The sequence below is a fragment of the Flaviramulus basaltis genome, from assembly GCF_900114265.1.
In the GTDB taxonomy this organism is placed as follows: Bacteria; Bacteroidota; Bacteroidia; order Flavobacteriales; family Flavobacteriaceae; genus Flaviramulus; species Flaviramulus basaltis.
In genome coordinates this window covers 527,192-546,006 of record NZ_FPKV01000002.1, presented here as the reverse complement: position 1 = coordinate 546,006, position 18,815 = coordinate 527,192, and the positions used below count along the sequence as shown (strand labels likewise).

Here is an 18,815-nt window from a genome sequence, read left to right as displayed (position 1 = left end):
TTAAAATAAAGAAATTTAATAACTTATGGATTGCCTTTTAAACCGTCTATAAAACTATCATAAGCTATTTTAGTGCTATAATCATTATTGTACAAAAGAGGCCAATCTCCACCACCATCGTACAACCAACTATCTTGATCTCTAACGCCCCAAATAGTAATACCATATTGTTGAGCAGTAGGTACAATATTGGTGTAATGATATGATGCATTTTGATATTGATCTGCTTGTTCTTGAGCTCTAGTTGCAGTTAATTCTGTCACATCATTACCGTAGTTAGCTTTAACATCAAGTTCTGAAATATGAACTAATAAACTAGTATCTGTAATTTGTTGAATGGCTAATGGCAAATCACTTGTTGGCCAATTATGATTTAAATGCATTTGCATACCAATCCCATCAATTGGAACACTATTAGAGATCATGCTATTTACTTTATTAATAATTAGATTTCTTTTATTAGGCTCTCCAGCTATATTATAATCATTATAAAAAAGTTTAACATCAGTATCCGCTTCACGTGCCCATTGGAATGCTTTATCAATAAAGTCATCACCTATTTTTTGTTGAAATATGGAAGACCTTATAGACCCCCCATCAAAATATTCATTAACAACATCCCAACTAGCTACAATAGAATTTCCATTAGCATCTTTCTCTATAGCAAAATGAGAAACAGTTGCTTTAACATAAGCTTCAATTAAAGCTTCAAACTCTTCATTTGTACCAGAAAAACTATTTAGCCATCCAGGAACTGATGAATGCCAAACTAAAGCATGACCATGAACTCTTAAACCATTAGCTTTTGCATAAGCTACTATGGCATCACCATCACTAAAATCATAATTTCCAGCAGATGTAAATATATTTGCCATTTTCATGTCGTTTTCAGCAGTAATACTATTGTAATCATTTAAAAGCACTTCTCTAAAGTCAACATTGGCAGAAGAAGTTGACGATAATTTAAAAGCAGATACAATATTTCCCATAGGAAAATTAGTGAAATCTTGTAAATATTCTGGTGTTGTACCACCTCCAGTACCATCACCATCGTCTCCACCATTAGTAGGACCTCCTACAATAATACCTCCATCAGAAGAGCTATCGCTACTACAGCCCATAAATAGTACTGCTATAATTAAAATACTTAAAATTTTTCTTGTTTTCATAATTTATTTAATTTTTAATTTATAACTAATCCCTAGTTCTAACCCTGTTATTTCTGCTAATCCTTTTAGTCTGCCTATTAATGAATATCCAGGATATAACTCTTTACCTTCAATGGAATGTAAAAACCCATGATCGGGTCTCATAGGTAGGCTTATTTTTCTTTTATGCATAATATCGATAATTTTCTCGACTATCTTTTCCATTTTATTGTCTCCATATAAATGGTCTGATTCCTTAAAATTACCATCAACATCTTTTATAACATTTCTTAAATGTAAAAAATGAACTCGTGAAGATGTTTTATTTAATATTTTTAGTAAATCATTAGATGGATGTGCACCTAAAGATCCTGTACAATAACATAAACCATTTGCTTCAACAGGAACTTCATTTAAAAGATACTCTAAATCTTTTTGTGTGCTAACTATTCTTGGTAAACCTAAAACCGAATAAGGTGGATCATCAGGATGAATAGCTAGTTTTAAACCAAGTTCTTGCGCAACAGGAGCAACTTCTTTTAGAAAATGTATTAAGTTTTCTCTTAATTTTTCTTCAGTTACATGAGCGTACTCATCAAGTAAAGTTAAAATCTTTGTTGATGTAAAATTCTCTTTACTTCCGGGTAAACCTAAAAGAATATTCTTAAATAATTTTCGTTTTTCTTCTTTCGAAAGTTGTTTCCCGTAAATAACAGCCTTGTTAATTTGTTCTGGTGTATAAGCCGCTTTTGCATTGGGTCTTTTTAATAAAAACACATCAAAATATACGAAAGCATCTTTATGAAAATATAGCGATTTGGTTCCATCTATATTTTTATAGTCATGATGTGTACGAACCCAATCTAAAATAGGCATAAAATTATATGTGATAACTTCAATACCGCATTGCGCTAAGTTTTTTAAACTTATTTTATAGTTTTCAATATATGTTTCAAAATTTCCTGCGCCCTTTTTTATATCTTCGTGTACAGGAAGACTTTCAACAACTTTCCATTCTAATCCGGCTTGTTCAATAATTTCTTTTCGCTCTTTAATAGCTTCTATAGTCCAAACATCTCCAACAGGAATTTCATGTAATGCTGTAACAATACCTGTAACACCACATTGTTTAATGTTTTCTAAAGAAGTTCTATCATGTAGTCCATACCAACGCATGGTTTTCGTCATAAAAATCATAGTATTCTATTTAAAATCCTATACTATTTCCTCCATCAACAGGAAGTACTGTTCCAGTTACAAAACTAGATTCGTTGGTTGCGAAAAAATATACAGCATCAGCGATATTTGAGGGGTCACCTAAAATACCCATTGGTGTTCTGGATAATACTTTATTTTTTCTTTCAGGGTCGTTATCTAATGCTTTTGCAGACATTTTTGTTTTTATGAACCCAGGAGCTACACAATTTACTCTAATACCAAACTCTGCTAATTCAACTGTCATAGCACGCGTCATAGTCTCGATAGCTCCTTTACTGGCAGAATATGCTATAACCTTTGGTAAGCCATATTGAGATGCCATCGAGCTTATATTAACAATGCTACCACCGTCATGTTTTTTCATTATTTTAACAACTTCTCTACTTATTGCAAAAACACTTAAAACGTTGGTTTGAATAATATTTGAAAATTCTTCGTTTGTGACCTCTGTAAACTCTTTCTTTTGGTTTATTCCGGCATTATTTACTAAAATATCAATGTTATCTCCATTAGAAATTTCTGCAATAATTGCAGGAATTTCATCTAAGTTATTTAAATCAAAAATTACAGGAATTGCATTTTCACCAATTTCAGCACATGCATTTTCTGTTTTATCTTTTGTTCTACCTATGATATAGGTTTTAATTCCGTTATCGCACAACTTTTTTGCTGTTGCATAACCTAAACCAGAGTTGCCTCCGGTAACAATTGCTTTTTTTGTCATTCTTATTTAGTTTATCTTCCGGGAGCAAAGGGAAATGTCATTGATTGAAACTCTTTTAAAGAGTTAGAGGATTTTTCAACTCCATTTGGTAAATCTTGTTTTGAAAATTGTTGAAAGTACAATAAACAAGCATCGCGCCACCATTTAGCTTCTTTGAGTTGAATATTCAACATCATTTTTACTTCTTTAAATCTCTGTGAATCTACATATTGTTCCATAGAATTCCAAAGCGATATCATATCTTCGACTTCATTAACACCTTCTTGGTATTTTAATGCCATACCATCCCAAAGTGTATATCCATTTTTTAATTTATGATTCCACGAAACATGATGAAACCAAAGTAAATCTTTTTCAGGAGTTGTTGAAATATCATTATACATTTTTGCAATTTCTGGTGCATATTGTGCAGTTGCATTACTTCCTGTTTTAGTTCTATTAAAACCTAGGCCAAAGCCATCTGCTTTATGATAATAGGTTGGGTTCCATTCTGGTCGTGGTAAACTTCCAACCCAAGGACCTGGACCATAATGATGTCCTGTATCGAAAATATGATGTAATCCGTAAGGATTCATATAATTCACAACAGTTTCCCGAGATTGAATCATCATTTTTTTTATTGGAATGATAAAATTTTCATCATTTGTAAAAGTTTGACGAATCCATTCATCTGCAATGTCTTCAGATTTTAAATGAGGATTCCATGCTAAACGCCCAAAGCCATACCAATTGGCTTGTAAAAAGTGATGCCCTGTCCAATTTATATCGTTACCAATGTTTGTTACGCCAGCAACACCAGTTATTTTTTTATTATGTAGTGAGCCATCAACAACTTTAGCAACTGTTGAGCCTTTACCTTCACGATAGGTGTCTGTTTCAAAAACTTCTTCATATAGTTTTGGTAAATACACTAAATGCGTGCTAAAGCCAAGGTATTCTTGAGTAATTTGAAACTCCATCATTAAAGGAGTTTTTGGCATTGCACCAAACATAGGATGAAAAGGTTCACGTGGTTGAAAATCGATTGCTCCATTTTTAACTTGAACAATAACATTGTCCTTAAATTTCCCATCATAAGGCACAAATTCAGAATAAGCTTGCTTTGCTCTATCAGTTGCATCATGTTCAGAATAGACAAACGCACGCCACATTACAATACCTCCAAAGGGTTCTAAAGCTTCAGCCATCATATTTGCCCCATCAACATGATTGCGACCATAATTTTGTGGTCCAGGTTGTCCTTCAGAATTTGCTTTTACTAGAAAACCACCAAAATCTGGAATGGTATTATAAATTTCAGCTGTTTTGTCTTTCCACCATTTAATTACATCGGCATCTAAAGGATCTGCTGTTTTCAATCCACCAATTTCAATAGGAGCAGAAAAACGAGCTGTGAGGTAAACTTTAATTCCATATGGTCTAAATACATCTGCTAATGCCTTTACCTTTTCTAAATATTGAGGCGTTAGTATTAATGCATTAGCATTTACGTTTGTTAATACTGTTCCATTAATGCCTATTGAAGCATTAGCTCTTGCGTAATCAATATATCTTTGGTCTATGTAATCTGGTAGTGTATGCCAATTCCAGAGCGAAAAACCTGCATAGCCACGCTCAACAGTTCTGTCTAAATTATCCCAATGGTTTAGTATTCTTACATCTATTTTTGGAGAATCAACAATATTTATGTCTTTTAAAGAATTATTGATTTGTAACTCTCTTAAAAATCTAAAAACACCATATAGAACACCTACATCTGTCTTTGCAGAAATAACTATTTGTGAATTCCCATTTAGTTGAATTTGTTTGATTACGAAACCATCTTTTTTAACTTTTGAAAGTTCGGTTTTTATAAGATTTAAATATGTAGTATCTAATTGAGATTCTGAACCAAAAACTAACAAATGGTTTTTTGGAGAATCATTTTCAAATAAATTTTGGTTATCAAATAATCCAGATAATCCTATATTTAACTCTTTTAAAGCAGTTTTTATGGTTTCGGAATTCCCAAAGAATTGAATGGCTTGTATGTTTTCAGTATATTCCTTTAATAATTGTTTGTTTTCAACTTTTTTATATTGAAGCCATAAATCATAACCATTATTTGCGAAAGAAATATTAGTAAATATGAAGGTGAAAAATAATATTAAACCAAAAATTCTATTTGAAATTAAAACCATGTATTTCTTTCTAAAATTAACGCTTAAAATACCCTAATAAACATAAAGCCTATTAGGGTTTCTAACAACAAAATAATTGTAAACTTAGTAAAATTTTTATAACTTCGCAACCGATTGCGTAAAAGATGCTTGTTAAAGTTATTAGAAAATAAATTTTGTTTACATTTAGGTAATCTAACCAACTAACTTCTAGATATGAAAATATTTTTAAAAACCTTTTCTCGGTTATTTCTTTTTATTACAATATTGATTTTTTCTTGTAAGAATGAAAATAAAGTTAATAATTTACAAGATGAACCTAGCTTAAATTTAGCAGAGGCTAAGTTTCCTTTTTATGATACATCATTAACTATAGATGATCGTATTCAAGATTTAATTTCAAGATTAACATTAGAAGAAAAGGCAGACCAAATGATGCACAATACAAGTGCGATTGAGCGTTTAGAAATACATCCTTATAGTTATTGGAATGAAGCCCTGCATGGAGTTGCCCGTTCTGGTGTAGCTACTGTTTTTCCGCAAGCTATAGGTTTAGGTGCAACTTTCGATAGCGATTTAGCTTTAAGAGTGTCGTCAGCTATTTCAGATGAAGCTCGTGCCATGCATAATGCAGCTAAAGCCAAAGGATATCATATGCAATACGGCGGACTAACTTTTTGGACACCTAATATCAATATTTTTAGAGATCCGCGATGGGGAAGAGGTCAAGAAACTTATGGAGAAGATCCATATTTAATGTCTTTAATGGGAAAAGCTTTTGTAAATGGATTGCAAGGCGATAATAATAAATACTTAAAAACAGCCGCTTGTGCAAAGCATTTTGCAGTGCATAGTGGCCCTGAAGAATTACGCCATGAGTTTGATGCTATTTCAAGTAAAAAAGATTTATGGGAAACGTATCTTCCTGCTTTTCAAGCATTAGTAACCGAAGCAAATGTAGAAGCTGTTATGTGCGCTTACAACAGTACTAATGGTGAGCCTTGTTGTGCTAATAAATATCTAATTGATGATGTATTACTTGGAGAATGGAATTTTAAAGGCCATATATTAAGTGATTGTTGGGCCATTGTAGATTTTTATACTCCAAAAGGAAAAGGTGGACATGGAACAACAAATACCATGGCAGAAGCTTCAGCTTTAGCGGTAAAAAGCGGTGTGAGTTTAAATTGTGGAAGCTCTTATTTAGAAGGTTTACCTGAAGCAGTAAAATTAGGTTTAATAACTGAGGCAGAAATTGATAATAAGTTAGCGACTTTACTACGCACAAGGTTTAAGTTAGGATTGTTTGATCCGCAAGGAAGTAATCCTTATGACGATATTTCTGTAGATGTTATAAACAGTGATGAACACAGAGCATTAGCAAGAGAAGTTGCTCAAAAAAGTATCGTGTTGCTAAAAAACAATGGCGTTCTTCCTTTAAAAAACGATTTACCAAAATATTTTATTACAGGTCCAATTGCTGGAGATTCTGAAGCACTTTTAGGAAATTATTATGGTGTTAATCCTAAAATGGTAAGTATTATGGAAGGAATAGCCGGAGCAATAAGTCCTGCTAGTCAATTACAATATAGAATGGGTGCTATGTTAACCGTTCCTAAAGAAAATCCTTTAGACTATGCCACAGGAAATGCTAGTAATTCTAATGTGACGTTTGCAGCATTAGGTATTTCTGGTTTAATTGAAGGAGAAGAAGGCGCATCAATTGCTTCAAAAACAAAAGGTGATAGATTAGATTATAACTTACCAAAATCTCAAATGGATTATTTAAGAGGTTTAAGAGTTGCAGCTGATAAAAATCCTGATGATAAAAAGCAAATTGTAGCTATAATTACAGGAGGAAGTCCTATGAATCTTGCAGAAGTTGAGAAATTAGCTGATGCTGTTCTTTTAGTATGGTACCCTGGTGAAGAAGGAGGAAATGCGATTGCAGATATTATATTTGGGAAAGTATCACCTTCGGGGAGATTACCAATTACGTTCCCTAAATCTTTAGATCAGTTACCAGATTATAAAGACTATTCAATGAAAGGAAGAACATACAAATACATGAATTTAGATCCACAATATCCTTTTGGATATGGGTTAAGTTATACTACTTTTAAGTATGATAATATTAAACTATCATCAAGTTCTATCTCAAAAATCGATACAGTAACATTAACAGTTGATGTTAGTAATACAGGTGAAGTTGATGCAGATGAGGTTGTTCAATTATACATTTCTGATGTTGAAGCCTCTTTTGATATTCCTAACTCGCAATTAAATAGTGTTAAACGCATTCATTTAAAAGCAGGTGAAACAAAAAATATTACTTTTGAATTAACACCAAAAATGTTCGAAATGGTAAATAACGATGGAAAACGTGTTATTGAACCAGGAGAATTTAAAATATATGTTGGAGGATCTAGCCCAATGAAACGTAGTTTTGAACTTGGAGTTCCTAAAATGGCGGAAGCGTCTGTTGAAATACAATAAATACTTTAAAATTAAAACGTATGAATAGTTTAATAACGGATAACTTCCTTCTAACTTCGTCTTATGCGGAAGAATTATACCATTCCTTTGCAAAAGATTTACCTATTATAGACTATCATAATCATTTACCGCCTAATGAAATAGCTACAAATAAGCAATTTAAAAATTTAACTAAAGTATGGTTAGATGGCGACCATTACAAATGGAGAGCCATGCGTAATTTAGGCATTGAGGAAAAGTATATAACTGGTAAAGCCTCAGATGAAGAAAAATTTAAAAAGTGGGGATATGCCGTGCCATATACCATGAGAAACCCTTTATATCATTGGTCTCATTTAGAGTTGAAAAGGTATTTTGGTATAGATTCACCAATTAATGAAAAGACTGCAGGTTCTATTTATAAAGACTGCAACACGCTTTTACAAAAGGAGGAATTTAGAACTCAAGGATTGTTAAAAATGATGAATGCAGAGGTTGTATGTTCTACAGACGATCCTATTGATGATTTGAAACATCATAAATCAATAGCGAATTCAAACTTTGATGTATTAACGTTACCAACTTTTAGACCCGATAATATAATTAATATCGATGCTATTGAATTCACAACTTATATAGAAACTTTATCGGATGTTTCAAATGTGAAAATTAAAGATTTAGAATCACTTTTAAAAGCCATAGAGAGTAGAATAGAATATTTTCATGAGAATGGATGCAGACTTTCAGACCATGGATTATCTCATGCTTATGCCGGAAAGTTCAGCAAGAAAAAAGTTGATGCTATATTAAAAGATCGTATTGAAGAAAAGAATCTGTCAACTAAAGAAATAAACATATATAAATCAGCAATTTTATTTTATTTAGGTAAATTTTATGCTTTAAAAGAATGGACTATGCAATTGCATTTAGGGCCAATTCGAGATACCAATAAACTACTTTTAAAGCAAATAGGAATTAATGCAGGTGTTGATAGTATTGGAGACTTTCAACAAGCCGAATCTTTAGCCAACTATTTAAATATGTTGAATGACGATGGTAGTTTACCTAAAACAATTATATATAATTCTAATCCTTCAGATAATGATTTGTTTGCAACAATGGCAGGTAATTTTAGTGAAGGTGGAGTAAAGGGGAAAGTCCAATTTGGAGCTGCTTGGTGGTTTTTAGATCAAAAAGACGGGATAGAAAAACAAATAAACTCATTATCAAATATGGGCTTGTTAAGTTGCGCTGTTGGTATGCTAACAGATAGCAGAAGCTTTTTGTCATTTACCAGACACGAATATTATAGACGAATATTATGTAATATTTTTGGAAATGATATTAAAAATGGAGACTTACCAAATGACATGCAGTGGATAGGAAAAATTGTAAGTGACATATGTTATAATAATGCTAAATCCTTTTTTGATTTTCAAGATATAAAATCAAAAACAAGAACACAGCAAACTTCAATTAACAAATAATTTTTAAAGTGAATCTTGAATTTTAAAGCATAGAATTTATTTATTAATTAAAATGAAATTAAGAAAGAATGATTAAAATAAAGTATAAATACCTTTTGTCAATAGTCATTCTTCTTTTTATATCATGCAATCAAAGTAAAACGTCTTCAATTTCAGAAGAAGAAAGTGAAAGTGCTAAAAGTATTCCTCATTTAAAAAAACAAGGAAACGCAACAGAATTAATTGTTGACGATCAACCTTATACAATTCTTGGTGGTGAACTTTCTAATTCCACATTTACAAGTATTGAAAGTATGGAACCAGTTTGGGAACGGCTAAAAACTTTAAATTTAAATACTGTTTTGGCTCCTGTTTATTGGGAATTAATAGAACCAACAGAAGGTGAATTTGATTTTAAATTATTAGATGATTTAATTATTAAAGCAAGAAATAATGATTTAAAATTGGTGTTGCTTTGGTTTGGCTCTTGGAAAAATAGTATGTCAAGTCATGTTCCATCTTGGGTGAAAAAAAATCAAGAAAAATATCCAAGAGTTAAGGATGATAGTGGAAAAAGTCACGAAATTTTAACACCGTTTAGCAATAATAATTTGCAAGCAGATTTAACTGCGTTTAAAACTTTAATGCAACATATTAAGGAATTTGATGGTAATAATCATACGGTAATTATGGTGCAACCTGAAAATGAAATAGGAATGTTACCAACCGCTCGAGATTATCATCCATTAGCAAATGAGAAATTTAAAGAAGATGTTCCAAAAGAATTGATGGATTATCTTCAGAAAAATGAAAGAGAATTAGTTCCTGAATTTTATACCATTTGGAATAAAAACGGACTTAAAATTAATGGAACTTGGGAAGAGGTTTTTGGAAAAGGTTTACATACAGACGAAATTTTTATGGCTTGGTATTTTGCACAATACACAAAGCAAATAATAGATTCGGGTAAAGAAATTTATCCTTTACCAATGTTTGTTAATGCAGCATTAAACAGGCCAAATAAGAATCCAGGAGAATATCCAAGCGCAGGACCTTTACCTCATTTAATGGATGTTTGGAAAGCAGGATGTTCTTCGGTTGATATGCTTTCACCAGATTTTTATTTCCCAAATATTAAATATTGGTGCGATTTATACGCAAGACAAAACAATACATTATTTATACCAGAACATCGTTTTGATAATACAGTTGCAGCTAAAGCACTTTTTACTATTGGTCATTATGAAAGTTTAGGGTTTTCGCCTTTTTCAATTGAACAAATCCCATCAAAACCATTGCAACCTAAAGAAGAAAAACTAGCCAAAGTTTATGATATTATCAATCAAATAAAACCAATTTTAGATATAAATAAAGGGCAAAATAAAATTGAAGGTGTATTATTAGATAAGGATGTTAAAGAAGTATTATTGGTTTTTGGCGATTATGAATTTAAAGTTTCCCATACATTTAATTTAGGCTGGGAACCAAATTCATCATCTGAAAATTGGGAACCATCTGGAGCTATTATTATTCAAAATGATGAAAACGAATTCTTTTATGCTGGTTTTGGTGTTTCATTAACTTTTAAAAACATTAAAAATCCAAACTTAAATACAGGAATTTTAAAAGCCGAAAAAGGATATTTTAAAAATGGAAATTGGAATGTTTATCAACATTTAAACGGAGATCAAACGCATCAAGGTAGACATATACGCTCATTTAACGATGATGTTACAATACAAAGGTTCACATTATACGATTACGAATAATTATTCTCTAATGATAATTATTTTCGTTTAGATGACCCTCTTACAATGACTTCGGTATTTAAAAAAGTAATTTCTGTAATACTATCTATTTTTGATCGTTTTAAATGTTTTAATATTTTCTTAGAGCATGTTTTTCCCATTTCAAATGCTGGATGAGATATGGTTGATAAACCTGGGTCGATAATATGTGAAATAGGATCATTATTAAAACCTATAACAGCAATGTCTTCAGGGATTTTTAACCCTCTATTTTTTGCCACTTGTATTGCTGCTACTGCTGTTGTATCATTAGAAGAAAATATACCATCTGGAGGAGTTTCTAAATCAAGTAATTTGTTTGTAGCTTTTTCTCCCTCTTCATAACTCATTGTTTTTACATGTACAATCAAATCTTCGTCAACCTCTAAATTATATTGTTTAAGTGCGTCTCTGTAACCTCTTTCACGTTCATTATAAATATTTCTAAACTTTAAACCTGCAATATGTGCTATACGTGTGCAACCTTGCTCAATTAAATGCTTTGTTGCTTTAAAAGCTGCGGAATAATTATCAATCATTACACGATAGGTGTTAAATTCCTTTGGAACCCTATCAACAAAAACTAAAGGAATACCCTTATCAATAAATTGCTGAAAATGATCTGTTTTTGTGGTTTCCATGGCTAATGAACAGATAATGCCACTAACTCTACTATTATATAGAGCTTGGGCCATATCGACTTCATCTTGATATGAATCATGAGACTGCGTAATAATAACATTATATCCAGCCTTTTGTGCAGTTTCTTCAATACCACTTATAAGAGAAGCCATAAAAGGTCTGTTAATTCGTGATATTAACACACCAATAGTTTTTGTTTTATTGCTTCGTAAACTGGATGCTAAAGTGTTAGGTGTATAACCCATTTCCTTTGCAGCATCGTTTACTTTTTTTGTTGTTTTTTTACTTATGCTACTATGGTTTTTTAAAGCTCTTGATACCGTAGAAGTTGATAAGTTTAATTTTTCGGCGATGTCATAAATTGTAACATCCTTGTTGTTAGTCATATAAGATTTTGGTCGTTATTCTGTAAATTTAATATTTTATTGCGAACATATTATAAAATGGTAAAACATATTTAGAAAAATGCAATTATATTTACATGAATTGAAGATAAATATAAATTTCTGTATATTTAAGCAATCGGTTGCGTAAAAACTAAACTAATGAAAAAACCACCACTTTTTTTAATAACAATACTGTTATTAATAATCTTCTTATCTAGTTGCTCATCAAATGAAACCAAAAAAGAAAAGCAAACTATATTAAAAGATGCTTATAAACATGCTTTTTTAATTGGTAATGCGCTTAATGAAGATATTATATCAGGTAAAGACAAACAGTCTCAAGATATTATTTTAGAGCAGTTTAATGCCATTACTCCAGAAAACATTATGAAAGCGGCACCAATAAACCCCGAACCTGGAGTTTACAATTTTAAGCCTGCTGATGATTTTGTTGAATTCGGACAGAAAAATAATTTTTTTATTATTGGTCATACTTTAGTTTGGCATAATCAAACGCCTGATTGGTTTTTTAAAGATAAAGAAGGAAATCCAAATACACATGAAGCTCAAATTGAGCGTATGCGAAATCATATTGAAACGGTTGCAGGCAGATATGCAGGTAAAGTTCACGCATGGGATGTTGTAAATGAAGTGATAGATAACGATGGCTCATACAGACCAACAACTTGGGTTAATGGCGTTGGAAATGGAGATACTTTGGTTAAAAATGCATTTAGGTTTGCAAGTAAATATGCACCAAATACTGAATTATACTATAATGATTTTAATGCGTGGCGACCTACAAAGAGAGATGGTATCATGCGTTTGGTTAGAATGCTTCAAAAGGAAAATATTCGAATTGATGGTGTTGGAATTCAAGGACATTGGGGACTTAATTATCCTAAAAATGAATACATAGAAGCTGCTATAGATTCATTTGCTTCATTAGGTGTAAAAGTCATGATTACCGAGTTGGATGTTGATGTTTTACCATTAACTAAAGAGGGACAAATTATAGGTTCTGGGTTGTTGCATCCTCAATATGAGTTAGAAGAATTTAAAGAATTTTTGGATCCTTATCAAGATGGTTTACCAGAAGCTCAACAACAAGAATTAGCTGATAGATATGCCGAACTTTTTGATATATTTTATAAAAAAAGAGATAAAATAGATCGCGTAACCTTCTGGGGATTACATGATGGCATGTCTTGGAAAAATGGTTATCCAATTCCTAATAGAACGAATTACACATTGCTTTACGATAGAAATAAAAAGCCAAAACCTGCTTTTAAGGCAGTTTTAAATGTTCCATCTAAAAACCACGAAAATGAGTAAAGACAAAAAACTTCGAAGTCAAGAGTGGTTTGGTGGTAATGATAAAATGGGTTTTGTACATCGTTCATGGTTGCGAAATCAAGGTTATCCAGATGATTATTTTGAAGGCAAACCTGTTATTGGAATTTGTAATACTTGGTCCGATTTAACACCATGTAATGGACATTTACGTGATGTTGCTGAGGTTGTAAAACGAGGTATTTTAGAAGCAGGTGGATTTCCGCTAGAATTTCCAGTAATGTCTTTAGGTGAAACGATTATGCGACCAACTACCATGCTGTTTCGAAACCTCGCAAGTATGGATACTGAAGAGTCTATCAGAGCAAACCCGCTTGACGGAATTGTACTTTTAACAGGTTGTGATAAAACAACACCTTCAACAATTATGGGAGCATGTAGTGTAGACTTACCAACTATTGTTGTTCCTGGTGGACCAATGCTGAATGGTCGTTTTAGAGGAGAAACTATTGGTTCTGGTTCATTCAACTGGATGATAAAAGAAAAACAAAAAACGGAAGCATTTGATGCTGAAGATATGCGTGAAGCCGAAATATGTGCAGCTCGAAGTATTGGGCATTGTAATACAATGGGAACAGCTTCAACAATGGCAACTATGAGCGAAGCTTTAGGATTAACACTTCCTGGATTTTCATCAATTCCAGCAGCAGATTCTCGCAAAAAAGTGATGCAGCAATTATCTGGAAGGCGTATTGTGGAAATGGTGAAAGAAGATTTAACCATGTCTAAAATCTTGACTCGAAAAGCTTTTGAGAATGCAATTGTTACCAATGCAGCCGTTGGGGGTTCTACCAATTTAATTATTCATTTAATTGCTATTGCACGACGTATTGGAGTCGATTTAAAACTCGAAGATTTTGATGCTGTTGGGAGTCATATTCCACTGTTAGTAAACCTAATGCCTTCAGGAAAATATTTAATGGAAGATTTCTTTTATGCTGGTGGTTTACCTGTTGTTATGAAAGAATTAGGTGATTTATTACACCAAGATATTATTACTGCAAATGGTAAAACATTTCGAGAAAACTATGTAAAAGCAAAATGCTATGACAATGAAATCATCGCTAAAATAGAAAAGCCTCTACAAGAACATGCAGGAATTGCTGTTTTAAAAGGCAATTTATGCGAAAATGGTTCTGTAATTAAACCTTCAGCAGCAACAAAACGATTGATGAAACACACAGGAAGAGCTGTCGTTTTTGAGTCTATGGAAGATTACCATAATCGTATTGATAATCCAGATTTAGATATTGATGAAGATTGTGTTATTGTATTAAAAGGTGTTGGACCAAAAGGATATCCTGGAATGCCAGAAGTTGGCAATGTAGATTTACCTGAAAAATTGATTTTGAAAGGCGTTAAAGATATGATTCGTATTTCCGACGGAAGAATGAGTGGTACAGCATATGGAACAGTCGTACTTCACATTTCACCAGAATCAACAATAGGAGGAACATTAGCTATTGTCCAAAACGGAGATATGATTACACTAGATGTTGAAAAAAGATTATTACAACTCAATATTTCTGATGAAGAATTAGCTAGAAGAAAAGCGAATTGGAAAGCACCAGAACCTATGGCAACAAGAGGTTATGTACGCATTTATTTAGACCATGTAGAAGGTGCAGATGTTGGAGCAGATTTAGATATTTTAGTTGGTGGTTCAGGCTCAAAAGTGGATAGAGATTTACACTAAATAATATGATAGTTCTTTACTTATTATTATCAGTTTTACTAATCATTTTACTGACAGCCAAACTCAAAGTGCATCCTTTTGTTGCGCTTTTATTGGTAGCCATTTTGTATGGAATAGTTGTAGGAATGCCATTAAATGAAATTATTACATCTGTAAATAAAGGCTTTGGAAATACTTTAGGAGGTATTGGAATGATTATAATTTTAGGTGTCATCATTGGTGCTTTTCTCGAAAATTCCGGAGGCGCTTATGCATTAGCAGAAAAAGTTTTAAAATTCACTGGAAAGAAAAAAATACCATTTGCCATGGGAATTATTGGTTGGTTTGTATCCATTCCTGTTTTTGCCGATAGCGGATTTATGTTGCTCGCGCCATTAAATAAAAGTTTATCTAAAAAGGCTAAAATAACTTTATCAGGTTCGGCTATCGCGTTGGCACTAGGTTTAACAGCAGCGCATACCATGGTGCCGCCAACTCCTGGGCCTATTGCTGCGGCTCATTATTTGAATGCAGATTTAGGTTTAGTCATGTTATTTGGGATTCCAATAAGCTTATTTGCTTTAACTATGGGATTAGTCTTTGTAAAAAAAGTTGTTTCAAAAACGTATATCGATCCAGATCCAGATATTACACAAGAAGAAATTACTCAACGTTTAAAAACAGCTCCAAGTGCGTTTAAATCTACCATTCCAATTTTTGTTCCTATTATTTTAATAGTTGTAAAATCATTATTAACTTCATTAGGAGGTTTTAAGGAAGTAGATTTTGAATCATTTAGCACATTAATAAAAATTTTATTCTTTTTAGGAACACCATTTATCGCATTATTAATAGGTTGTTTTTTATCGTTAACACTTCCAAAAAAGTTAAGCAGAGATATGTTTTCAACATCTGGATGGATTGGAAAAGCACTCGTTGGCGCATCATCAATTTTATTAATAACTGGTGCTGGCGGAATTTTTGGACAAGTTTTGAGAGATTCAGGAATTGCAGTAACTTTAGGTGAAACATTATCAAACATCAATATTAGCATTTGGTTACCGTTTTTATTAGCAGCAGCAATTAAAACAGCACAAGGATCATCAACCGTAGCATTGGTTACAACAGCATCTATTTTAGCACCCATGATGAGTACTTTAGGTTTTGAAACCGAAACACAAAAAGCCATGGTTGTAATTGCAATAGGAGCAGGGTCTGCAGTGGTTTCACACGCTAACGATAGTTTCTTTTGGGTTGTAACAAGGTTATCAGGAATGGATGTGAAAATGGGTTACCGTTTTCATACTTTAGGAACATTGATTTTAGGAAGTTCAGCAGCAATTTTATTATTCATTTTATATTTAATTTTAGCATAATGAAGGTTTATAATACTAAAAAGGGGATTTTAATTGAAATTCAAAATTCATTTTATTTAATTAATGAAAACTGGGATGATTTAATTAATGATGATAATTTATCAGATAAATTAAATCAACTTGTTAAAACATTAAAACCTATTAATAATGCAGAAGAAATAATAAGAAAAGATTTGCTAGTACCTATGCAAAGTCAGGAATTATGGGCAAGTGGTGTTACCTATTTTAACAGTAAATTAGGCAGACAAGAAGAAAGTAAAGATGCGGGCGGAGGTGATTATTACGAACGTGTTTACAATGCAGACAGACCAGAATTGTTTTTTAAAGCAACAGTAAACAGAACGGTTCCATCAAACGGGAAAGTAAATATTAGAAAAGATTCTTCTTGGGATGTTCCGGAGCCAGAATTAACACTTGTAATTACTTCTTCAGGTAAAATTATTGGTTATACCATTGGAAACGATATGAGTTCACGAAGTATTGAAGGCGAAAATCCACTGTATTTACCACAAGCCAAAACCTATGATGCTTGTGCAGGTTTAGGTCCGTGCGTGCTTGTTTCAAATGAAATGCTATCTGATGATTCTAAAATAAGCATGAAAATTATAAGAAATACTGAAATTGTTTTTGATGAAACCATAGAAATCAGTAAAATGAAGCGCAAACCAAAAGAATTGGTTGGTTATTTATATAAAGAATGCTCGTTTAAATATGGGAGTTTACTAATGACGGGAACAGGAATTGTACCAACAACAGCATTCACATTACAAAGTAAAGACGAAATAGAAATTTCTATAGATAATATAGGAACATTAATAAATTATGTACGATAACATGAATTTAACAGGACAAAACTTTATAGCAGGAAAATCATCGGGACAAGGAACAGAAACGTTTGTGGCAATTAATCCTTCTAGCGGAACAGAATTACAAACATATTTTCATGAAGCAACTAGTGAAGAAATAAATGAAGCCGTTACAAAAGCTAATGAAGCATTTTTAGTTTATGGTAAGAAAAGCGGTAAAGAAAAAGCCGATTTTTTAGATGCTATTGCTGAAGAAATTTTAAATTTAGGAGACTCTTTAATTGAAAGATGTTGTGCTGAAACAGGTTTGCCAGAAGGAAGAATTACTGGCGAACGCGGGCGAACAATGAATCAATTAAAATTATTTGCAAGTGTTTTAAGAGAAGGTTCTTGGGTAGATGCACGAATTGATACAGCAATTCCAGATCGGCAACCCCTTCCAAAACCAGACATTCGTTCCATGCAAAAACCTTTAGGTGTTGTTGGCGTTTTTGGCGCTAGTAATTTTCCTTTGGCATTTTCAGTAGCGGGAGGAGATACAGCTTCAGCTTTGGCTAGCGGTTGTTCTATTATAGTAAAAGCACATCCATCACATCCTGGAACTTGCGAATTGATTGCAATAGCCATTCAAAAAGCTGTAGAAAAAACAAATATGCCAAATGGTACTTTTTCAATGCTTCAAGGGAAATCTGTTGCTGTTGGTATGGCTATTGTAAATCATCCTTTGGTAAAAGCCATAGGATTTACCGGTTCAAACAAAGGAGGTGTGGCTATTTTTAATGCCGCTAATAAACGTGATGAACCCATACCTGTTTATGCTGAAATGGGAAGTACAAACCCTGTTTTTATTCTGCCAAATGCTTTGAAAGAAAGAGGAGATGAAATAGCGCAAGGTTTAACAAGCTCTGTTACTTTAGGAGTTGGACAGTTTTGTACTAACCCAGGAATTGTGTTTTTAAATAATGATGCTTCTGTTTCAGGGTTTCAGAAAAAGTTATCTGAGAATTTTCAACAAGTTGATGCAAATACGATGCTAAATAGCGGAATTAAATCTTCTTTTGATAGTGACGTTAAAAATTTATCCAATGAAATTGAATTACTGGCACAAGGAAAAGAAAATAATGAAGGTTTTAAAGGAAGTGCACATGTTTTTAAAACTTCAGCAAAAAACTTTTTAATTGAAGATTATTTAGAAGAAGAAGTTTTTGGCCCATCAACCATTACAATTACAGCAGATTCTAAAGAGGAGTTATTAGCATCAGCACAAAAGTTAAAAGGGCACTTAACTGCAACATTATTTGCGACTGAACAAGACTTAAAAAATCATACCGATTTAATTGAAATATTAGAGCAAAAAGTTGGTAGATTAATAATAAATAATTTTCCAACAGGAGTAGAGGTGTGTCATTCTATGGTTCATGGAGGACCATTTCCTGCAACAACGAATAGTCGTTCAACATCAGTTGGTACAGGAGCAATTACACGCTTTACACGTCCTGTTTGTTATCAAAATTTTCCTCAGGATTTATTGTCTGATGAGTTAAAGGATAAAAACTCACTAAATATTTTTAGAATGATTAATGGAGAAATAAAAAAATAG

Annotated in this window: 13 protein-coding genes; 8 read left to right on the top strand and 5 right to left on the bottom strand. The window is 32.4% G+C overall.

Translation table 11 applies throughout. From position 1 onward, the window contains the following. Positions 1-23: 23 nt before the first annotated feature. The 4 genes from BT151_RS08985 to BT151_RS08970 are packed head-to-tail and all read right to left on the bottom strand — an operon-like array spanning position 24 to position 5,270. On the bottom strand, positions 24-1,169 hold the full coding sequence (locus BT151_RS08985; RefSeq protein ID WP_072401457.1) for an endo-1,4-beta-xylanase: 1,146 nt from the start codon (positions 1,167-1,169) through the stop codon (positions 24-26). Between the two features lie 3 nt (positions 1,170-1,172). Beyond that, positions 1,173-2,345, bottom strand: a complete 1,173-nt coding sequence (gene uxuA, locus BT151_RS08980; protein ID WP_072401456.1) for a mannonate dehydratase — start codon at positions 2,343-2,345, stop codon at positions 1,173-1,175. Positions 2,346-2,355: 10 nt separating this feature from the next. Then, the gene (locus BT151_RS08975; protein WP_072401455.1) at positions 2,356-3,090 is read right to left on the bottom strand and encodes an SDR family NAD(P)-dependent oxidoreductase; all 735 of its coding nucleotides are present in this window, start codon (positions 3,088-3,090) and stop codon (positions 2,356-2,358) included. A gap of 11 nt (positions 3,091-3,101) precedes the next feature. Then, entirely contained in the window at positions 3,102-5,270 is a 2,169-nt protein-coding gene (locus BT151_RS08970; RefSeq protein ID WP_072401454.1) for an alpha-glucuronidase family glycosyl hydrolase, read from the bottom strand. A gap of 195 nt (positions 5,271-5,465) precedes the next feature. Between BT151_RS08970 and BT151_RS08965 the strand changes: the two genes are divergently transcribed. From BT151_RS08965 to BT151_RS08955, 3 genes are all read left to right on the top strand, one after another. After that, complete coding sequence (locus BT151_RS08965) at positions 5,466-7,745, top strand: glycoside hydrolase family 3 N-terminal domain-containing protein (RefSeq protein WP_084647913.1); 2,280 nt, start codon at positions 5,466-5,468, stop codon at positions 7,743-7,745. A 20-nt stretch (positions 7,746-7,765) separates the two neighbouring features. After that, positions 7,766-9,211, top strand: coding sequence for a glucuronate isomerase (gene uxaC / locus BT151_RS08960; protein WP_072401453.1), 1,446 nt, complete (start codon positions 7,766-7,768; stop codon positions 9,209-9,211). A gap of 68 nt (positions 9,212-9,279) precedes the next feature. Then, entirely contained in the window at positions 9,280-10,959 is a 1,680-nt protein-coding gene (locus tag BT151_RS08955) for a GH35 family beta-galactosidase (RefSeq protein ID WP_084647912.1), read from the top strand. Between the two features lie 17 nt (positions 10,960-10,976). Here the strand turns inward: BT151_RS08955 and BT151_RS08950 are convergent, their stop codons facing one another. Then, complete coding sequence (locus tag BT151_RS08950; RefSeq protein WP_072401452.1) at positions 10,977-12,005, bottom strand: LacI family DNA-binding transcriptional regulator; 1,029 nt, start codon at positions 12,003-12,005, stop codon at positions 10,977-10,979. Between the two features lie 159 nt (positions 12,006-12,164). On the opposite strand from BT151_RS08950, the gene BT151_RS08945 reads away from it, so the two are divergent. From BT151_RS08945 to BT151_RS08925, 5 genes are read left to right on the top strand one after another with little or no spacing between them, the layout of a single operon-like run. Then, positions 12,165-13,340 (top strand): endo-1,4-beta-xylanase, encoded by a 1,176-nt coding sequence (locus tag BT151_RS08945; RefSeq protein WP_084647911.1) that lies wholly within the window; start codon positions 12,165-12,167, stop codon positions 13,338-13,340. Continuing rightward, a complete protein-coding gene (locus BT151_RS08940; protein WP_072401451.1) occupies positions 13,333-15,054 on the top strand; it encodes an IlvD/Edd family dehydratase in 1,722 nt (573 codons plus the stop codon). Before BT151_RS08945 ends, BT151_RS08940 begins: the two co-directional genes overlap by 8 nt. A gap of 5 nt (positions 15,055-15,059) precedes the next feature. After that, positions 15,060-16,409 carry a GntP family permease gene (locus BT151_RS08935; protein ID WP_072401450.1) on the top strand — a complete coding sequence of 450 codons (1,350 nt, stop codon included), beginning with the start codon at positions 15,060-15,062 and terminating at the stop codon, positions 16,407-16,409. Next, positions 16,409-17,242 (top strand): fumarylacetoacetate hydrolase family protein, encoded by an 834-nt coding sequence (locus BT151_RS08930; RefSeq protein ID WP_072401449.1) that lies wholly within the window; start codon positions 16,409-16,411, stop codon positions 17,240-17,242. The genes BT151_RS08935 and BT151_RS08930 overlap by 1 nt, the downstream gene beginning before the upstream one ends. Next, positions 17,232-18,815, top strand: coding sequence for an aldehyde dehydrogenase (NADP(+)) (locus BT151_RS08925; RefSeq protein WP_245794770.1), 1,584 nt, complete (start codon positions 17,232-17,234; stop codon positions 18,813-18,815). The genes BT151_RS08930 and BT151_RS08925 overlap by 11 nt, the downstream gene beginning before the upstream one ends.